The sequence below is a fragment of the Crossiella sp. SN42 genome (assembly GCF_023897065.1).
Lineage (GTDB): Bacteria > Actinomycetota > Actinomycetes > Mycobacteriales > Pseudonocardiaceae > Crossiella.
Map to the genome: position 1 here is coordinate 69,708 of NZ_JAMHIV010000016.1, position 17,017 is coordinate 86,724.

Annotated in this window: 9 protein-coding genes; 3 read left to right on the top strand and 6 right to left on the bottom strand. The window is 65.7% G+C overall.

The window, feature by feature from the left end:
- Positions 1-33: 33 nt before the first annotated feature.
- The 4 genes from M8C13_RS20140 to M8C13_RS45470 form a co-directional block, all read right to left on the bottom strand.
- Entirely contained in the window at positions 34-621 is a 588-nt protein-coding gene (locus M8C13_RS20140) for a cysteine hydrolase family protein (protein ID WP_252482188.1), read from the bottom strand.
- Positions 606-752, bottom strand: a complete 147-nt coding sequence (locus M8C13_RS20145; protein ID WP_252482189.1) for a hypothetical protein — start codon at positions 750-752, stop codon at positions 606-608. The genes M8C13_RS20140 and M8C13_RS20145 overlap by 16 nt, the downstream gene beginning before the upstream one ends.
- Positions 753-897: 145 nt before the next feature.
- Complete coding sequence (locus M8C13_RS20150; protein ID WP_252482190.1) at positions 898-2,376, bottom strand: alpha/beta hydrolase; 1,479 nt, start codon at positions 2,374-2,376, stop codon at positions 898-900.
- 924 nt (positions 2,377-3,300) lie between these two features.
- Complete coding sequence (locus M8C13_RS45470; protein ID WP_252482191.1) at positions 3,301-4,581, bottom strand: TetR/AcrR family transcriptional regulator; 1,281 nt, start codon at positions 4,579-4,581, stop codon at positions 3,301-3,303.
- A 365-nt stretch (positions 4,582-4,946) separates the two neighbouring features.
- Here M8C13_RS45470 and M8C13_RS45475 point away from each other — a divergent pair, with 365 nt between their 5' ends.
- From M8C13_RS45475 to M8C13_RS20170, 3 genes are all read left to right on the top strand, one after another.
- Positions 4,947-8,555 (top strand): helix-turn-helix domain-containing protein, encoded by a 3,609-nt coding sequence (locus tag M8C13_RS45475; protein ID WP_252482192.1) that lies wholly within the window; start codon positions 4,947-4,949, stop codon positions 8,553-8,555.
- 127 nt (positions 8,556-8,682) lie between these two features.
- Positions 8,683-8,946, top strand: coding sequence for a hypothetical protein (locus M8C13_RS20165; RefSeq protein ID WP_252482193.1), 264 nt, complete (start codon positions 8,683-8,685; stop codon positions 8,944-8,946).
- A gap of 458 nt (positions 8,947-9,404) precedes the next feature.
- Complete coding sequence (locus M8C13_RS20170; protein ID WP_252482194.1) at positions 9,405-10,511, top strand: ThiF family adenylyltransferase; 1,107 nt, start codon at positions 9,405-9,407, stop codon at positions 10,509-10,511.
- A gap of 46 nt (positions 10,512-10,557) precedes the next feature.
- On the opposite strand, the gene M8C13_RS20175 is transcribed toward M8C13_RS20170, so the two are convergent.
- On the bottom strand, positions 10,558-12,690 hold the full coding sequence (locus M8C13_RS20175) for a tetratricopeptide repeat protein (protein WP_252482195.1): 2,133 nt from the start codon (positions 12,688-12,690) through the stop codon (positions 10,558-10,560).
- Positions 12,691-13,927: 1,237 nt separating this feature from the next.
- Positions 13,928-16,948: an NACHT domain-containing NTPase gene (locus tag M8C13_RS20180; protein ID WP_252482196.1), complete on the bottom strand. Its 3,021-nt coding sequence runs from the start codon at positions 16,946-16,948 to the stop codon at positions 13,928-13,930.
- Positions 16,949-17,017: the final 69 nt, after the last annotated feature.

A 17,017-nucleotide genomic window follows, 5' to 3' on the forward strand; every position in this document is an offset into this window, starting at 1 on the left:
CTGACCGCGCACGCGATACCTCCACTCACCTGCTCAGCACTCCCGCGCGGTGTTCGGCAGGAACCCGAGCTGAGCGAGCCACGCTGTCGTGGTGGTTAAGGTGAAGCCCCGCGCGGGGAACACGTGGTCGAGGACGGCTCTGTTCAGGGCGGGGTCAGCGTCGGCGACGGCGTCGGTCAGAACCGTGATCCGGTAGTCGCGGTCTGCGGCGTCGTAGGCGGTGGCCGCGATCATAGCGCTGGTCGCTACGCCGGTGAGTACGATCGAGTCGACATTGCGGGCTCGGAGCACAAGGTCGAGATCCGTTCCGGCGAAGGCGCTCGTGCGGCGCTTGAGAACGGTGACGTCATCGGGTCCTGGCCCGAGCCTCGGGTCCACCTCGGTGCCGGGAGCGTCCTCGCGAAAGGTCTCGCCTGCCTCGAAGAACGCGGTCATCAGCGGGTTGGTGTCGGCGAGGTCCGTCCTGTTGCGGCGCAGGGCCGTCCGGACGAACACGGGGAGCACACCGGCCGCCCGGGCCGCGGGTAGCACCGCGGCGATCGGGGCGACGGCGTCCGCGGCGAACGGGAAGTCGCGGGTGACACCGACCTGCAGGTCACCGACAATCAGTGCGGTCCGCATGCTTGTGTGCCTTCCATCCGGCGTTCGATGGTGAGAAGTACGGCCAGGCCGAGCATCATGATCAGCGCGATGAGCAGCAGCGCCCAGGTGTAGCCGCCGGTGCGTGCTGGGAGGTCTCGCCGGGTGAGCAAAGAGCAGCGCAGACAGCAGCGACCAGGGCGTGCTCAACCACGCCAGCGAACATCTGGCTCAGCCCAGCGCACGACTACCTTGCCACCACTCGAAGCACCCGGCGTCAACAGCGACCTGAGCACGGCGAACGAATGTCCACCCGCGTCAAGACGTTCCTTCGGCCGCGCACGCGAGATCCTGCGGCGGACGCTTTCCGGTGACGAGGTACTCGGTCGTGGCGTCGTTGAGGCACTTGTTCTTCTGGTAGACGTAGGCACCGTGCCCGCCCTGGTCGGCGGTGATCATCCGCGCGCGGTCACCGAGGGCCGCACGCATCTTCTTGGCACCGGACAACGGGGTGGACGGGTCTCGGAGGTTCTGCACGATGAGCACATTCGACGGCCCGTGGCCGGTGATCTCCACCGGGAGCTCGATCGGCTCGGTCGGCCAGAACGCACACGGCCAGATGTTGGACGCGGCCGCACCCCACATCGGATGCCGGAACCGGTCGATCTCGACCTGACGTTGGTAGAACTCCACCGACTCCGGCCAGTTCCGGTCGTTGCAGAGCACCGCCAGCTGGGCGGCGGCGGCGTTGTCCGCAGGCTGGTCCGGCGGCGGCGGCGTGCCCGGCAGCGGTTCCACGGGCTTGCCGGTGTTGACGGCACGCCACATCTCGGCTGCCTGGGGCAGGCCCGCGTCGGTGTACATCCGCTCGAACGTGCCCTTGCGGAACTGCTTGCCGTCGAAGCCGTCCGCCATCGGTTTCGCGTCCAGCCTGGCGGCCAGTTCGTAGTACTTCAGCTTCACCTGTTCTGGCGTGGTGCCAAGGCCGTACTCCGGATGTGCGGCGATGAACTTCGCCAGATCCGGAAACCTGTCTTCGACACCCTGGCCGAACCCGCGCGAGGCCGCGGGACTGCTGCCTTCGTTGCTCATCGAGCTGTCGAGCACGATCCGGTCGCCGCGGTTCGGGAACATCGTGGCGTAGACCGCGCCGAGGTAAGTGCCGTAGGAGACGCCGAGGTAGGAGAGCTTCCGCTCACCCAGTGCCTCGCGGACCTTGTCGATGTCACGTGCGGTGTTCGCGGTGGTCATATACGGCAGGATCGACGCCGTCGAAGAGGAGCCGCATTTCTTGGCGGTCTCGACCATCCTCTTCGCGCGGTTGGCGACATCGGCCGAATCCAGCGCGTATTCCGGGATGTTGGCGGTCTGTGACGTCCCCGGCGGCATGTCGCAGGTCACCGGGGTGCTGTAGCCGACGCCACGCGGATCCATGCCGACCACGTCGTAGCTGTCCCGCACGCTCTGCGGCAACCCGAGATAGGTCAAGATTATCGAGTAATTCATCGCCGGGGCGCCCGGTCCGCCGGAATTGAGCAGCAGTACACCGCGGCGCTTCTCCGGTTTGGCACTGGCCATCCGCGATATCGCGATGTTGATTGTCTTGCCACCGCGGTCGTGGTAATCCAGCGGAACCTTCAGCGTCCCGCACTCCAGCGGCCCCAAAAATGTGCCGCTGGGGCACTTCCCCCAGGCTACGGTGGCCGGCCTGTCCGGTGCCGCATCCGCAGCCAAGCCCGGCGGGGCGAGAGGCACCACCAGGGCGGCGGCGAGAACGGCAACCACAGATCTACGCATTGAGTGCTCCTCCTCGGGGTGACGCCATCGCGCGGTCTACAGCGGACGATGGCGCGAGCCGAATGCAGTGAACACCGTGCCCCAACGGCACAGTCAAGTCGAATCACACGCTCGAGTGCGCGCTGTCGTCCTTCGCTCGGCGATCCAGTTAAGAATGAGCGGAGCACCGTCAATTTCGGCGCAGAACGTCCCCCCGTGAACGATGCGTTGCACCTACTCGTACCGCGTCTCGGACAAGAGTGGCAAACGTCCGTGCTGCCTGGCTACACAATCATGTACAAGGAGCAGCGGTGCAGGTGCACCAGGGCGACGTCGAGCATTTCCTGGCCGGGTTGGCGGCGTTGTTCGCGGTGGCCCGGGTGGGGTGATCGCAGGGCGGGCCTGGGGTGGCCGGGGCCGGATTGCGTGGCGCCGAGCCTGGAAGTGGCGTCTACGCTCTGGCCCGCGAGCAGGGCCTGCCGAGTGCGCTTGGGACAACGAGTCGCTGGAGCACCACCTGCTCAAGCTGGAGCTGGTCACCACGATCCATGCGCTGAGGGCGGTCGGGGTGAGCCGCTGGTGCGGCGCGAACCTGTACATCACCATGGCGGCCGCGGTTGGTGAAGGATCGCTGGGGTGACCGCCGATCGCCGATCTAAGGGCCAGGAGGCTGGCGGTGCCGACGCTGCCACGGAGGCCGGGTTGACGCGCTGCCGCTCGTCGGACCTGCCGGGGGCTGCAGCAGCTGGCCAGCCAGGCGGGATTTGGTCGCGGCTGCATTCCGGCAAAGCCAGGCCCAGTAAGGGCCGGCAGAGCGACGGCGAGCACACGACACCGCATGACCGGCCTCCAGCAGCCCAAGCGGTCACTGAGGTGTCGCGCATGACCTCTGAGGCATTACCAGCCGCGACCGCCCTCCAGCGGGGGCCACCGCACAAGGTCGACTTAGGTGGGTGAGGGCTCCTGGCGACTATCGGGGCGAGCCGACAGCCCCCGTAGAACGAGCTCGGATACCAGCTGAACATGCTGTTCTGGCTCGCGACTGCGGTGGGTGATGGTCTGCATGAGCAGCATGTTTGTCAAAACTGCAGCGATGTCATAAGCCGCCTGCGAGGAACTGAGGGTGCCGCGCTCGAGACCTTGTTCAATTGCAGGGACGATGACTTTCGGAAAATTCAACCATTCCTTCACGACCGCCGGGCCGTCTACGTTGCCATAGGTCTCGTGCGACAGCGCCATCAGCAATGCGTCAATGAACTCCGATTCGTCACGGGCCAGCTTTGCCAGGCGCTCTAGGTGACGTTCAATCGCCTTCATTTCGTCGAGCCCAAGCGTAATGTCGTCAACGGCCGCCTGAGAAAGCTTAAAAAACTGGTTCTGGAGGGCGCCGACGATCAACATAGGCTTGCTAGAAAAGAGATTCTTGACGGTATGTAGCGGCACGCCGGATCCCGCGGCTACCATCTCAAGCGTGGTGGCGAAGTAACCTCGTCGCCCGAACTCAATCCTCGCGGTGTCGATGATACTTTGGCGTGGATCACTCGGGAGATCGATTCCCTGCGCCGACTTGAAGTTGGCCATGATGTCAGCGGCGATGGAGGCGGCGACATCATCAATGTGCTCGTGTTTATGCTGGGTATCGATGACGCTGCTCATGAAGGCTACTGCGATTTCACCGAAGAGCCAATCTGGCACGTCATCATTATTGACCTTCCAGCGGAAGGCGAGCCCTTCAACGATGGCAACCAGGCTCACGCTCAGCAGACGGACGTCGAACGGTTTGCGGATCGAGGCTCCCCAGCGCTCGAACATCATCTCATAAGCCTTGGCACCCTGGTCGTCGACGGAGCGGTAGAGCGCCTGCAAGTTTTTCATAGTGGTTGGGTACTTGCGCCCGAGTACCAGTGCAAGAATTTGACGAGCTGTCATGTGGTCTCTACAAACCTCGCGAAAGTCCCAGTTTGCGACTTCTCGCATGGCATGGCGCGGATCTCCACCCTTTGCCATCAGGACGCTTTCAATCTGTGCACTCAGGTCGTACGGCAGCTTGAAATTTGCCGGTATGAGTTCGTCCATCACTGCCTTGATGAACGCTTCTTTAGTGGGATGGTGGCGGTAGAACGTGGCAGTCGACAGCTGCGCTCGATCCATTGCGTCTTCTGGGCGCAAACCCTTGTTGAGTATCGCGCCGCAATCCTCGACTAATGTTTCGATGGCCACACGCACCAGCCGCTCTCTCGAACCCTCACCCTTTTCCATATTGTGACCTACCTCCAGTCCGCCGCCGACTCGATCGCTGCGAACGATGCGGCAGGGCGCTGACCTCGTCAGTGAGAGTGATTACTCAACTCGCTTGAGCACGAGAGAGCAACCTAGAGAGCGATTGATCGCTGGGTGTGACGTTGATTGCTACTCAGTCTGCGTCGGACACTTTGGCCATGACGTGTTGCTCTGTCAGCGACCGCGTCGTTTGCCGGACGTTGCCTGGGTGACTTGGGCGCATCACTAAGCCTCTTGCGCAGGCAAGGGTTCTCGACGGCAGAGTCGATTCTGGCCACCTTGCGGGCCACCAAAACTACAAGGAGCACGCGGTGGAACTCAGCACGCCCGAGGACTTCGCCCGAACCCTCGATGCACTACGCCGAAAATCCGGGAAATCCTACCGTCAGTTGGCGGAAGAATCTGGTTTAGCTTTCACCACGATCTCCGGCTACTGCAAGGGGCGTCACCTGCCACAGCTCTCGGTCGGGCGCGAATTCTCCGGCCTCCTGACCGCAATGGGCGTCTCGGAGCAGGATGCCTGGTTCGACGCGCTCCCCAGGCTCAGGACACGCGCGACTCCGGGCTCAAATCCGTACCGAGGGTTACGTGCGTTCCAGCCAGAAGACGCGGCGGTGTTCTTCGGGCGCGCGGACCTCACCGCGCGGGTGTTGGCCACGGTGACCGACGAAGGGCGGCTGGTCGTAGTCGGGCCATCGGGCTCGGGCAAGTCGTCGCTCCTGCGCGCCGGCCTGATCCCGGCGCTCGACCAGGCCGCGCTGATCACGCCGGGCAATACGCCGCTGCGGGAGCTGGCGGACGTCGCCGACGAAGTGGTGCTTGTAGTGGATCAGTTCGAGGAGCTGTTCACCATGTGCCCGGACGAACGTGACCGCATCGACTTCCTCGATGCACTGCTTGATCGGTCCGCTCCGCTCGTGCTCGGCCTGCGCGCGGACTTCTACGAACAGGCGCTGCGGTACCCGCGGCTCGCCCGACTGGTACAGCAAGCGCAGGTGGTCGTGGAGCCAATGACCGAGGTCCAGCTGCGTGACGCCATCGTGGAACCCGCGCGCTGCGCTGGGTTCGAGTTGCAGGACGGGTTGGTCGAACTGCTTCTACGGGACACAGAGCCGGGAGCGTTGCCACTGTTGTCGCACACGCTGCAGACGATCGTGCAGTTGTGCCAAGAGGACAACCCCCAGGCCACGTCACTTGGCGTGTCGCACTACCAGGCCGCGGGCGGCGTCCGCGGGGCGATCGCCAAGTCGGCCGCTCTCGCCTTTGACTCATTGAGCACCACGCAGAAGACCGTGGCACGAAACCTGTTCCTGCGATTGGTGAAAGTCGACGACAGTGCTGTGGACACCCGTCGGCGCGTCACCTTCGATGAGCTGTTTGACGGCCGTACCGACGAGGAGGTCGACGACCTCACCGAGGTGTTCGACCTATTCGTCACTCATCGACTGCTCACCGCCGACAAGCACACAGTGGAGATCAGCCACGAGGCGTTGCTGACCGCGTGGCCGCTGCTACAGAGCTGGCTGGCAAACGACAGGATCGGCCGCCACGTCCACGGCAGGCTGACCGCTGCGGCCCGTGTCTGGCGAGACAACGGGTACCCGGCCGAGGAGCTCTACCGGGGCGGGACGCTGGAGACCGCGCTGGACTGGGCGGCCACACCTGGCCCGCACGAAGCGCTCAACCCGTTGGAACATGAGTTCCTCGCTGCCTCAGTTGACCAGCGCACCGCGGAGGATTGTGCCGACCGGCGACGGGTTCGGCGCGGTTACCAGGCGATCATCGTCCTGGTCGTGCTGGTACTGGTCGCGGTAGCCGCAGGGCTGTACGCGCGGCAGGTCGCATCCAGTGCCGACCGTAACGAAAGGCTCGCGCTGTCCCGGCAGACCGCAACGAAAGCAGATCGGCTGCGTGACAAGGACCCTGCACTGGCCGCGCAACTCGCCCTGGCGTCCTACCGGGTCGCGCCGACCCCAGAAGCGCGGGCGGCGCTGCTCGACTCGTCTGCGCGCCCGATGCCCACTCGCGCCCGTGCCCGCAGCGGAACCACACAGGTGATGGCCACAGCAGGTCATCTGCTGGCCTCGGGCACCGACACCGGGCATGTCGAGATCTCTACCGTCGATGGCGCATCGGTGGCAGTCCTTGCCACGGGCCGTCCCGTGGCGGCGATCGCGCTCACTTCCGATGGTGCTCATGTCGCGGCAGGCGATCAGACGGGCTCCGTGTTGGTGTGGCGGGTCGGCACCCTCACTCCCATCGGCACGTTCGCGGCTGGTCCCGCGCGGCTGTTCTCCCTCGCGTTCAGCCCGGACGGTCGCCAGCTAGCCGCAGCCAGCGGTGACTCAGCCGTGCGTCTGTGGACGATCGGGCAGGACACGGCTCCAACTGTGCTCACCGGGCCTAGCCAAGCCGTGAAGAGCGTCGTGTTCACCCCGGACGGACGCACAGTCGCGGCGGGCAGTGACGACGCCACCGTCCACGTGTGGCCCGTGGCCACTCCAGGCCGATCGCTCGTCCTACGCGGTCCCACCAGCAGGGTCTTCACCGTCGCGATCTCACCTGACGGCCGCACTCTCGCCGCGGGCACAGCCGCCGAGCACCTCGTCTACACCTGGGACCTCACGGCCCCCGGCAGGCCGCCTACACAGTTGGCAGGACCGGCAAGTTGGATCAACATCGTGGCCTTCAGTCCGGACGGACACACCCTGGCCGCGGGCAGTTCCGACACCCTGCTGTGGCAGTGGGATCTGCGGACACGCCAACCGCTCGGCACGCTCCCGCACCCGGTTCCGCTGACCGGCGTCGCTTACCGCGACAACCGCACACTGCTCGGCCTCACCCCGGATGGCGTCATCCGGACCTGGCCCTTGCCGGGCCCGGCGCTGGTCGGCAGCACCAACCAGATCTTCTCCGCCTCGTTCGACGCCTCAGGTGGCCGGCTGCTCGTCGGGGCGGGCGACGGCAGCCTGCGCCTGTGGGACGTCACCGCCCACACCCGGCCCACAGCTACGGTTGCCTTGGCAGAAAAGGAAACCGCAGCAGCCAACCTTGCCGGCGCGTCGGTGCTCACCCCCGATGGCACAGTGGCGATCGCCGGGTCGAAGGACGGCAGAGTCTCCTTCTGGAACCTCCGTGCCCGGACGTCCGTGCACGTTTCGGTTGCCAAGACAACGATTCAGGCCCTCGTCCTCAGCCCTGATGGGAAGACGTTGGCAGCGTCGAGCGGTGACGACGGCATGGTGCACCTGCTCGACATCACCAACCCTGACCGCCCCGTCGTCACCATGGCGCTGCCCCGCCTCACCCCGCCCGCTGCGGCGGGCGGGGTGAGGTTCAGCCCAAACGGGCGGCTCCTCGCCGTCGCAGGCGGCGACGCCAAGGGCTACTTGTGGGATATCACCGACCGGGCACGGCCACGTCTGCTGGAAACGGTCACCGGGTTCACTGGCGCGGTTTATGCGACCGCGTTCAGCTCCGACGGCAGGCTGCTCGCCTTCGGCGGGGCCGACTACTCGGTCCGGCTGGTCGACCTCTCCCGACCCGAGAATCCGGTCACACTGGACGCCCCGCTGATCGGCCCGGTCGGCGAGGTCTACGAACTTGCGTTCCAGCCGGGTAGCAGGGTCCTCGCGGTCGGCAGCATCGACCGAACTGTCTGGCTGTGGGACCTGGGCAACCCGCGCGAGCCGGACTGGAGAGCTACCCTTACCGCTGCCGAGGGTGGTCTGTTCACTGTCGCGTTCAGCCCCGACGGCCGCACTCTCGCAGGCGGTGGCCGCGACCGGGCAGTCCGACTGTGGAACACCGACCCCAGCACGGTCTCCGCCCGGATCTGCGCGACGGCGGGCGATCCGATCACCCCGGCGGAGTGGGCGCAGTTCATCCCTGACGAGCCCTACGCCCCGCCCTGCCGCTGAGACGTGTACGGGCTTGTATGGGGCGTATGTGTCAACCTGTACTGACCTGGTCAGAGCACTGTCGGGCCGCTGTTTCACCTGGCTAAATCCGTCACGGAACATCCCGCGGATCCCAGGAGGAACGGCAATGCTCATCAAGAACGGGACCAAGGTGACACTCGTGATCGCCGCGGTGACGATGACCGGATCATCCGGCTCGGGAGCCACCGCGCTGGCAGACAAAGTCGACAACGGTAACTCGTACAACGATTGCCCGGACGGCTTTACCCTCGCCTCGGCCAACATCGTCAAGGATGGCGCCGTCATCGGCATCGGGGAGATGCGGTGGCCATGGGCGTGCTCAGGCGAGTGGACCAAGGTCTGCGCCGGTGCACATGAGCTGCTGGGGTAGTCGTCCACCAGCGTGTGCAGAACATGGAGAACCTCTCCTGCTCGTCCCACGGCCAGCAGGACCTGGAACCGGTGGTGCTGGTGCTGGACATCTCACAGCTCGGACGCCATCTCAAGCCCGTGATCGTGCGCCAAACCGCGCCCGACATCGGTCAAAACAAGCCCTCGCCACAGGTCCCTGGGTGGTTCATCCAGGGTCCCGGTGCGTCCTCACAAAGGTCGGCACATGCCGATCATCAACAATGGGGAGGACGCCCATGAACCCACCCTCGGTGCGCGAGTCACTGCCAGGTGAACCCCACCCGCCGTGGTCGTGTCTGACGGTGCGCCACCTTCTCCGTCGCGGAATACGGAAAGGGGGTGCGATCACATGATCATCCAGTTCATCCCGACCGAGCGTGAAATGACCTTCAGCAACGACAACGAGGGCTCCAGCGGCTGACCGGAAGGAGGAAGGCCATGCAACGTCCGCGAATCAAACCCGAACACCTGCCTTTCCGCCGCGGCGAGGACCTGGTGCAGATCGGCGGCTCCATCTACGGAATCGCCAACCTCATCCCGGACCCGGACGGGGCCGTGTGGGCGCTGCTGGCCCGCCTCGACGGCACCCGCACCGTGGACCAGGTGGTCACCGACCTGGTCCGCCTCTACCCCGAGCATCCGGCCGGGACTGTCCACACGGCGATCGAGGCCCTGGCCCGCGCCGGCCACCTCGAAGACGCCGCCGAACCACCCCCTGCGGAGCTCAGCGATGCCGAACAGGAACGCTACGGCCGCAGCCACGCCCTGTGGCGGTGGATCGATCTGACTCCCCGCTCCAGCAGCTGGAACGCTCAGCTGGCGTTGCACCAGGCGCGGGTTGTCGTGGTCGGCCTCGGCGGGGTCGGCAGTGCTGCGGCCCTGGCGCTGACCGTCTCCGGGGTGGGGCAGGTGCACTGCGTGGAACCGGACGTGGTGGAGCTGTCCAACCTCAACCGCCAGATCCTGTTCACCGAAGATGACCTGGGCCAGCCCAAGGTGGAGGCGGCAGTGCGGCGCCTGCGGGAGCACAACTCGGCGATCGAGGTCACCGGGCAGCGGCACGTTATCGACGGCCCGCAGGTGCTGCGCCAGCTGGCTATCGGGTGTCAGGTGCTGTTGATGGCCGCCGACACCCCGCGTGAGATCCGCTCCTGGACCAACCAGGCGTGCCTGGACACCGGCACCGCCTGGGTGCACGGGGGCTACCACGGTCCCCGAGTCAACATCGGCCTTTACCAGCCGGGAACTGGTCCGTGTCACGATTGCACCGGTCTCGCTGTGGCCGAGCGGCGAGCCGCGCAACCACAGCGCACGTTGTGGCCGGGGACGCCCTCGACCACGGCGGCGCACGCCGCAAGCGCAATCTCCGCCGGGTATGCCGGGCTGATGGCAGCGCACGCGGTGATGAGCCTGATAACCGGGGCGCCGGCGTTGCAGACCAACTGCGAGTACGGGTTCAGCCTCGTCGCCTTAGACGACTGTTTCACCCTGAGCCTGTCTGCGCCTCGGCCGGACTGCCCGGCCTGCGGCCGGGCCGCCGCCTAATTGTCGGGTGGGGCGTGCACCAGGCACTCCCCACCCGACCGTGCGGTCAGTTCTGCTCGGCCAGTTCGGCCGCGCGTCGGTGCAACTGCTCGGCGCGGGACTCGTCGAGCTCGGTCAGAATCACCGCGGCCTCCCCCAGCGCCCGGACCGCCTCCTCCTGCCGGCCATGCCTGATGAGCGAGGCGGCCAGGGTTTCCAGGATCATGGCCTGGCTGGATTCGGTCCCAGCCAGTTCGCGGTACTGGGCGAGTCCGCGGTGGCAGAGCTCGATCGCGGTGTCGTGGTCCCCGCGCCCCTGGTGGGCGACCGCGATGTCGTGCAGGGCGTAAGCGATGCCGTTGGGGGCACCGACCTCGCGGCGCAGCGCCAGCTCGGTCTCGGCGTGCGCCAGGGCGGTGTCAAAGTCGCCTTCCTCGGCGGCGATCTGGCTCAGGTTGCAGACGACCACCGCCTCGGCCGAGGCCTTGCCCGCGGTCTGGGCCAGGGGAAGCGCGGCTGTGTAGTACGCGCGAGCCTCGGGCAGGCGTTCCTGGGAGCGGCGAATCAACCCAAGGGCGCACAAGGCTTCACGGCGGGCGGCAGGATCCCCGAGTTCTTCGGCCACGGCCATAGATGCGGTGAAGTCAGCCTCGGCGGCTGGGAGATCCCCCAGCATGCGGCAGGTGCCGCCGTGGCGCAGCAACAAAAACGCCTCAGCGACCCGGTCACCGCAGGCCCGCGCGGAGGCGAGACCAGCTTCCTCTGCTTCAAGGCGGTTCCGCCACAGCGTCCGCGGTCCCAGGGTGAGAAACCGCGCCGCGCTGGCGATAAGCACCACCACCCCGTGTTGTCCGTGCCCGGCGGCCAGCCGCTGAACAGCCCACAGGGTGGCGTGCTCAGTCCGCAGCCAGGCCACTGCTTCCTCCCGGCTGGTCACCGGCACCGAGACGGTCATCTCACCAAGCTCGTTACACAGGGACTCAGTGCCGGGAAATAGCTGGCGATCGGCCTCCATGGCAGTACGGGCGTACCAGGTCAGCATCGGCATCAGCGCCCCACGCCGCTGCCCTGGTTGCTCCTCACACTCGGCGCGGTGTGCGGCGTAGGCGTGCAGTAGGTCGTGGAAGCGGTAACGGCGCCGCCCTGCCGGCTCGATCAAGTGGTACGCGGCCAATGCCTCCACCAGCCGTCTCGCCTCCCGCAACTCGACCCCGGCAACTGCGGCGGCCGCGTGCACCCCGAACTCCACTCCTGGATGCAGGCCCAGCAGCCGGAACATCCGCGCCTGCGCCGGAGGCAACCGGGAATAGGACCAGTCGAAGACAGTGCTCACCGAGCTTGCCTGGTCCCCCGGCACGGTCAACGCGCCAAGGCCTTGCCAGCCTTCGCGGATCTCTTCCACCACGTCGGCGACCTCCAGGTACTGGTGGGCGGCGATGCGGGTGGCGGCGACCCGCAGTGCCAGCGGCAAGTGCGCGCACACCCGGATCAGCTCGGTCACCGCTTCGGCTTCGGCTGCGGCCCGCTGCGCGCCGATGACCGTGGCCACCAATTCGTGGGCCTCAGCGGTGGTGAACAGGTTCAAGACGAGCGGGGTGGCGGTTTCGATCACCGCCAGCCCGATGAGGTTCGCGCGGCTGGTCACCAGCACCAGCGACCCCAGGGATCCTGGGAGCAGGGGGCGGACCTGCTCGGCATTGCCAGCGTTGTCCAAGACCACGAGCACACGCCGCTCGGCCAGCAGCGAGCGATACACCGCGCACTGCTGATCCAGATCTGCTGGGATCCGCTCCTCGGACACCCCGAACGCCATCAGGAATCCGGTCAGCACCAGGTGAGGCGCCAGTGGTGCGCTGGGGCCGTAACCGCGAAGGTTGGCGAACAGCGTGCCGTCGGGGAAGTGATGTTGCACCCGGTGTGCCCACTGCACCGCCAAGGTGGTCTTGCCGACCCCCGCGGTCCCATCCAGTGTCACGATCACCGTCGCCGGGGTAACGCTCATGGTGTCCGCTGTCGGCAACAGCGCGTCCAGCATCGCTAAGTGGTGGGCGCGACCGGCGAATCCCCGGACTGTCGGGGGCAATTGCCGCGGTACCAGTGGGGCCTCTTTCGGCGGGGTCAGCACCACTTGGCCGATGGTGTGCGCCTGCACGACCGGGCCCGTGACGGTTCCGCTGACCGTATTGCCGACCTCGACCATGTACTTGAGTCTCCTAGGCTTCCACCACGCCGGAGCTGGCTGCGGTGGAGAACACCCAGTCGGAGCATCTACCTGGCCCGTCAGAACACCGGGTTGAGCACGGTCGCCCTGAAAATCGGGAAACTCAGCTGGCCGTAGCGATCACAGAGGTCGAGCTGGTCAATGGCCGGAAATATCGGGCCTGGCGGTGCCCGGCCACAGTGGATCCATGGTCGCCCCGTGATTACTCGGATGTGGATGGCCAGCAGACCCCAAGATCATCAATTGGAGCGTCTGGTGATCCGGTCAGCCGCCACCCCAGTGCTGTGCCCGTGGTTGCCGCGCACGCCGTCCGTTGCTCGCCGCTACCCTCGGTCAGTTCTCGCCTGTGGCAGCCCCCTGGGGCTCGGCACTGGCCCCGGCGATCGCACGGCGTAGAGGATGCAGCCGTATTGCGACCACCACGACCCACCGCCAGGGTGGCATCCGGTGCAGCTGACCGAACTCGAGCTCGCGCCCTTGTCGAACACGCCGAACAGGTGTCGCGATATCACACCTCGTGGACGTGCCACAGTCGAAGGAAGTAACCACAGTTGGCGGTTGACTCTCCGCTCGAAGGCTCGGCGTCAGGAGGCCTCCCGACATGCTGCCCGGCGGCCGTGGTCCAGGGGCGGTCAACTTACCTGTGTGTTCGAGCTATTGTCAGAGCTGGCGGCGTGCCGGCCGAAGCAGCTGCGGCAAACCCGTGTGCCGTCCGGCAGTTTCGACAGCGTCTTCACCTGGTGTCAGTGAGGAAACTGGGCGACGGTCGAGCGGTTCGGCGATCCGGGGACGCCGTCGCTTCGAGGGCCGAGGCCAGCGCGGTGACAGTACGGTCAATTCTACCAACAGACCGCCTGCGCATCCGGACACTCGAGGCACCAGGCCGGCCGTGATGGTCTTGCTGTTGACCCACCGGAAGTCACCGCAGCCCGCGCAGACGCCGGACCGTCAAAGCGCGGTGAGCATCCTCACCGTTTGCCATGCCGACTGCCCTCCCACTTGCATTCCGGCCGCAGCCCCCGAAACGGAAGCGGTGACGATGTAGCGCGCCTACGCAACCACGGGGCCTCGTCCCACACTCGCCCTATTCCGACTTCACCGAACACAGTCACAACTTGACTCGCCTCAGCCACAGGGCAAGACATACAGGCCACATTGGCAACTACGCATTGCGCATCCACCCGGACCGCACCCGATCGCCTCGTGGCGGCGTATGTCACCCACGGTATGCCACCTCACACCAGAACCGCTGGATGATCTCATCGTCGTCGCGCTCGATCAGCCTATCCACCGGGAGCAGAAAGCGCACCCGAAGCAGGGACGAACCCTTCGCGCTGTGCTGGACCAACTCGGCGGCCCCAGAATCACGGAGTGCGCGGATGAAATCGTACCAGAGGCTGTCGGAGTACTGGCGCGTCCAACCGCTGTTCTCGTTCGCAGACCGGAATTTGTGCTCGTAAACGAAAAGGGAATCAGCCCTGGTGCGGATCTTGCCAAGGAAGTACCCGACGGCCTCCTCGAACTCGGTGATCTCGGCGGTCTGCTCGACTGCGGGGAGCGGAGCACCCAGCCCGCGCAGCTCGGCGGCGATGTCACCGGGCTTCTCCAACAGGGTCCCTTGGTGGAGGAGTTGTGAGATGCGCACTTCCTCGAACAGGGACACATCGGTGAGGCGGATGCCCGTGCCGGTCACCCACAACTCATCGATCTCGCATCCGATGAGCCCGAGCGACCACGAACTCTTTGGCGGCAGCTTGAGGCACTGGAATCGGCAGTTCTCGAATAGCACGTCGACGGTAGTAATCTCGGTCAGATCCAGGACCACGAACTCAGCCTCCGCGACTGTCCCGCTCAACGAGCCGGTCCGCCGGGCCAGTTCGGTCCACAGGGTCCCCAAGTTGACCCGAAATATCTCCTGCTGGGCGGCCGGCAAATCAGTGGGGCCGCCGCAGACCTGGTCGAGCAGCGCGCGGGCTTGGGTGGTGGCTAGGCGGACGATCCTGCTAGCGGTCGCGATTCGCCACTGCGACTTGATCATTTTCCCTTTGACCGCAGCGAACCGGCGTTCAGACAGTTCCTTCACCATGAAATCCGCAAGGAAGATGTCGTAGAACAGCTCATGTTGAAACTCGAAGCGCTTTCCTCCCTCCGAGACGGTGATCCCACACAGGACGGGGAGCCGTTTCTCCAACCCCCGCCTGCTCTCCAAGTCACCAGTGCTAATCGCCATCGACGCCGCGAACGCCAACTCCTCATCGGACATGGCGCGCTCGCCTCCAGCCGCCATCATCTCGGCCAGGTTTTGAAATGTACTGCGCAATTCGGCCTCAGAGAGCAGAGCCTTGCCTTGGTCGCCCGGCGCCAAAAGCTTTCCCGCCTCGCGGGTGAGGTACTGCTCGACGATCAAATCGGCCAGCTGGCTCTCGCCTGCCTCAGTCATAGCAGCAGACTCGACGTAGACCCGGGCGAAGAACGGCAGGCTCAAGAGCCTCCGGTCGTCTTCGGACAGCTTCTCCACGCTGTCTCTGACAATGCCATGCTTGTCGAAGAAGTCGCCCACCTGCTCCGGGCTCCAGCGCAGCATCTCGGCAACGCGGTGCTGGACTGCCAGGTTCTGGTTCTGTAGGTTCCGCCGGAGGCTGGACTGATACTGGTTGAGGTAGTACGACGACCTGGCGGACACCAGAATTACCCCCCGCCCGCTCATCGCCTCAATCCACGGTCGCATCGATCCGAGGGCGTCGTCGTAGCCGACTCCGCCGAGGAGTTCATCGAACCCATCGATGAACAGTGCCATCAACCCGTTGCGGCACAGTGCCCGCACGGCCGTCTCAGTGAGGCTCCGGGTCCTTGCCACGGTCGCGCTCACCACCGTCTGCAGTTTGCTGGCTGCTTGCCCGGCGGAACGCACGTACAGGAACAGCGGCGAACCAGTCCCGGGCGACCGGGTGGCCTCCTCAGCCTCGACATCCTGGGCGCGCCGCAACGCGGCCGAGACCAGCGCCCGGGTCTTGCCGATCCCGGCCTCGCCAGTGACGAAGTAGATCCTGGTCTCCGGACCGCGCACCTGCAGGCGGTCGTCGATGTCGGTCACCAACTGAGCGAACGACGTCGTGGGCGCCTGGCGGTTGCCGTGCATCTCGCCCAGTCGGACCCTGGGCTCAATCTGCACGCCCTGGCCACGGTTCCAGCCCAGATGTGCCCGCTCACCTGCGATCAGCTCGTCCTCGCACTCCTGTAGGTACTGCCGGATGCTGCGAGCGACAACCGGCCAGTTCGCGAGAGTGCGCAGTAACTCGGTGTAGGGAACCCACGCTCCCGTCCCGTCGTCCCGCCACTGGCGCTCCTCGTTGGCACCGATGCGGAAGCAGTCCGAGCGCTGCTCCGTGCCAACACCGGTCGCCCGCATCCACACCATGTTGATGACACCGTCGTTCTCATCGTGGTGCGGCTGGTGATCAAGATCGCGGAAGCCTTCCAGGTCGGTGCGCAGATCCTCGATGAAGTCCACGAACTTGCTGTCGGCGGCCCTGGGCAACATCGACCGATGCAAATCCACGATGAGCCTCTCACCGTTTGCCTGCCTGCGGGTTTCCCGTTGCCCCGGGCAAGCGTAGGTCGGCAACCGGCGGGCGAAACTGGAGAACAGGCACCAGTTGCCGGAGCTGTCCGCGCAGATGAACGGCCAAAGATCCAGCCGCGAAGCCAGCCATCGCAACTCGACCCGGTCAAGGCCGCCCTCCGCCGCTGTCACAACCACTTTCGACCGGTCTAGGAAACTTCGGATCGCCGCCGACGCTGCGGCTGCGGCGTTGGCAACCCAGGTGCGAAGCTCAGTACCCCCAGTCCCGCTGGGCACCGGGTTGCCGTGGTAAATGTGGTTCCGCAACTGCTCGATGGTGCCGAACTCGTTCGAGGCGATTCCCGGGGCAAGCGCGGCCTTCAACGCCGCGATTAGGCAGACAACCTGCCCGGCGACCCTGCTGCCCTGCGCCAGATTGCCCATCAGCCGGGCCGCCTTGCCCAGGTAGGCCAGCAAGCCGCCGAAGCCCATCGTCCTGCCGAGTGCGACGTTGTCAGGGTCGCGTTCACGGAGCACTGCGGCCGCGCACATCGCGCCGAAGCGGAGATGGAAGTCCAGCGCGGCGATTAATTCGTGCAGAGTCAGCTGATCGCGATCATGCTGGGGAAGATAGGCTTCCTCCAGTCGATCATAAAACTCGATGGATTGTCGCAACGGGGTCCCTCTCCGCTGGAGTGTCGGCAAGCTTACGACGGGAGTCGCTCGATCGAGCGGCAGCGTTAC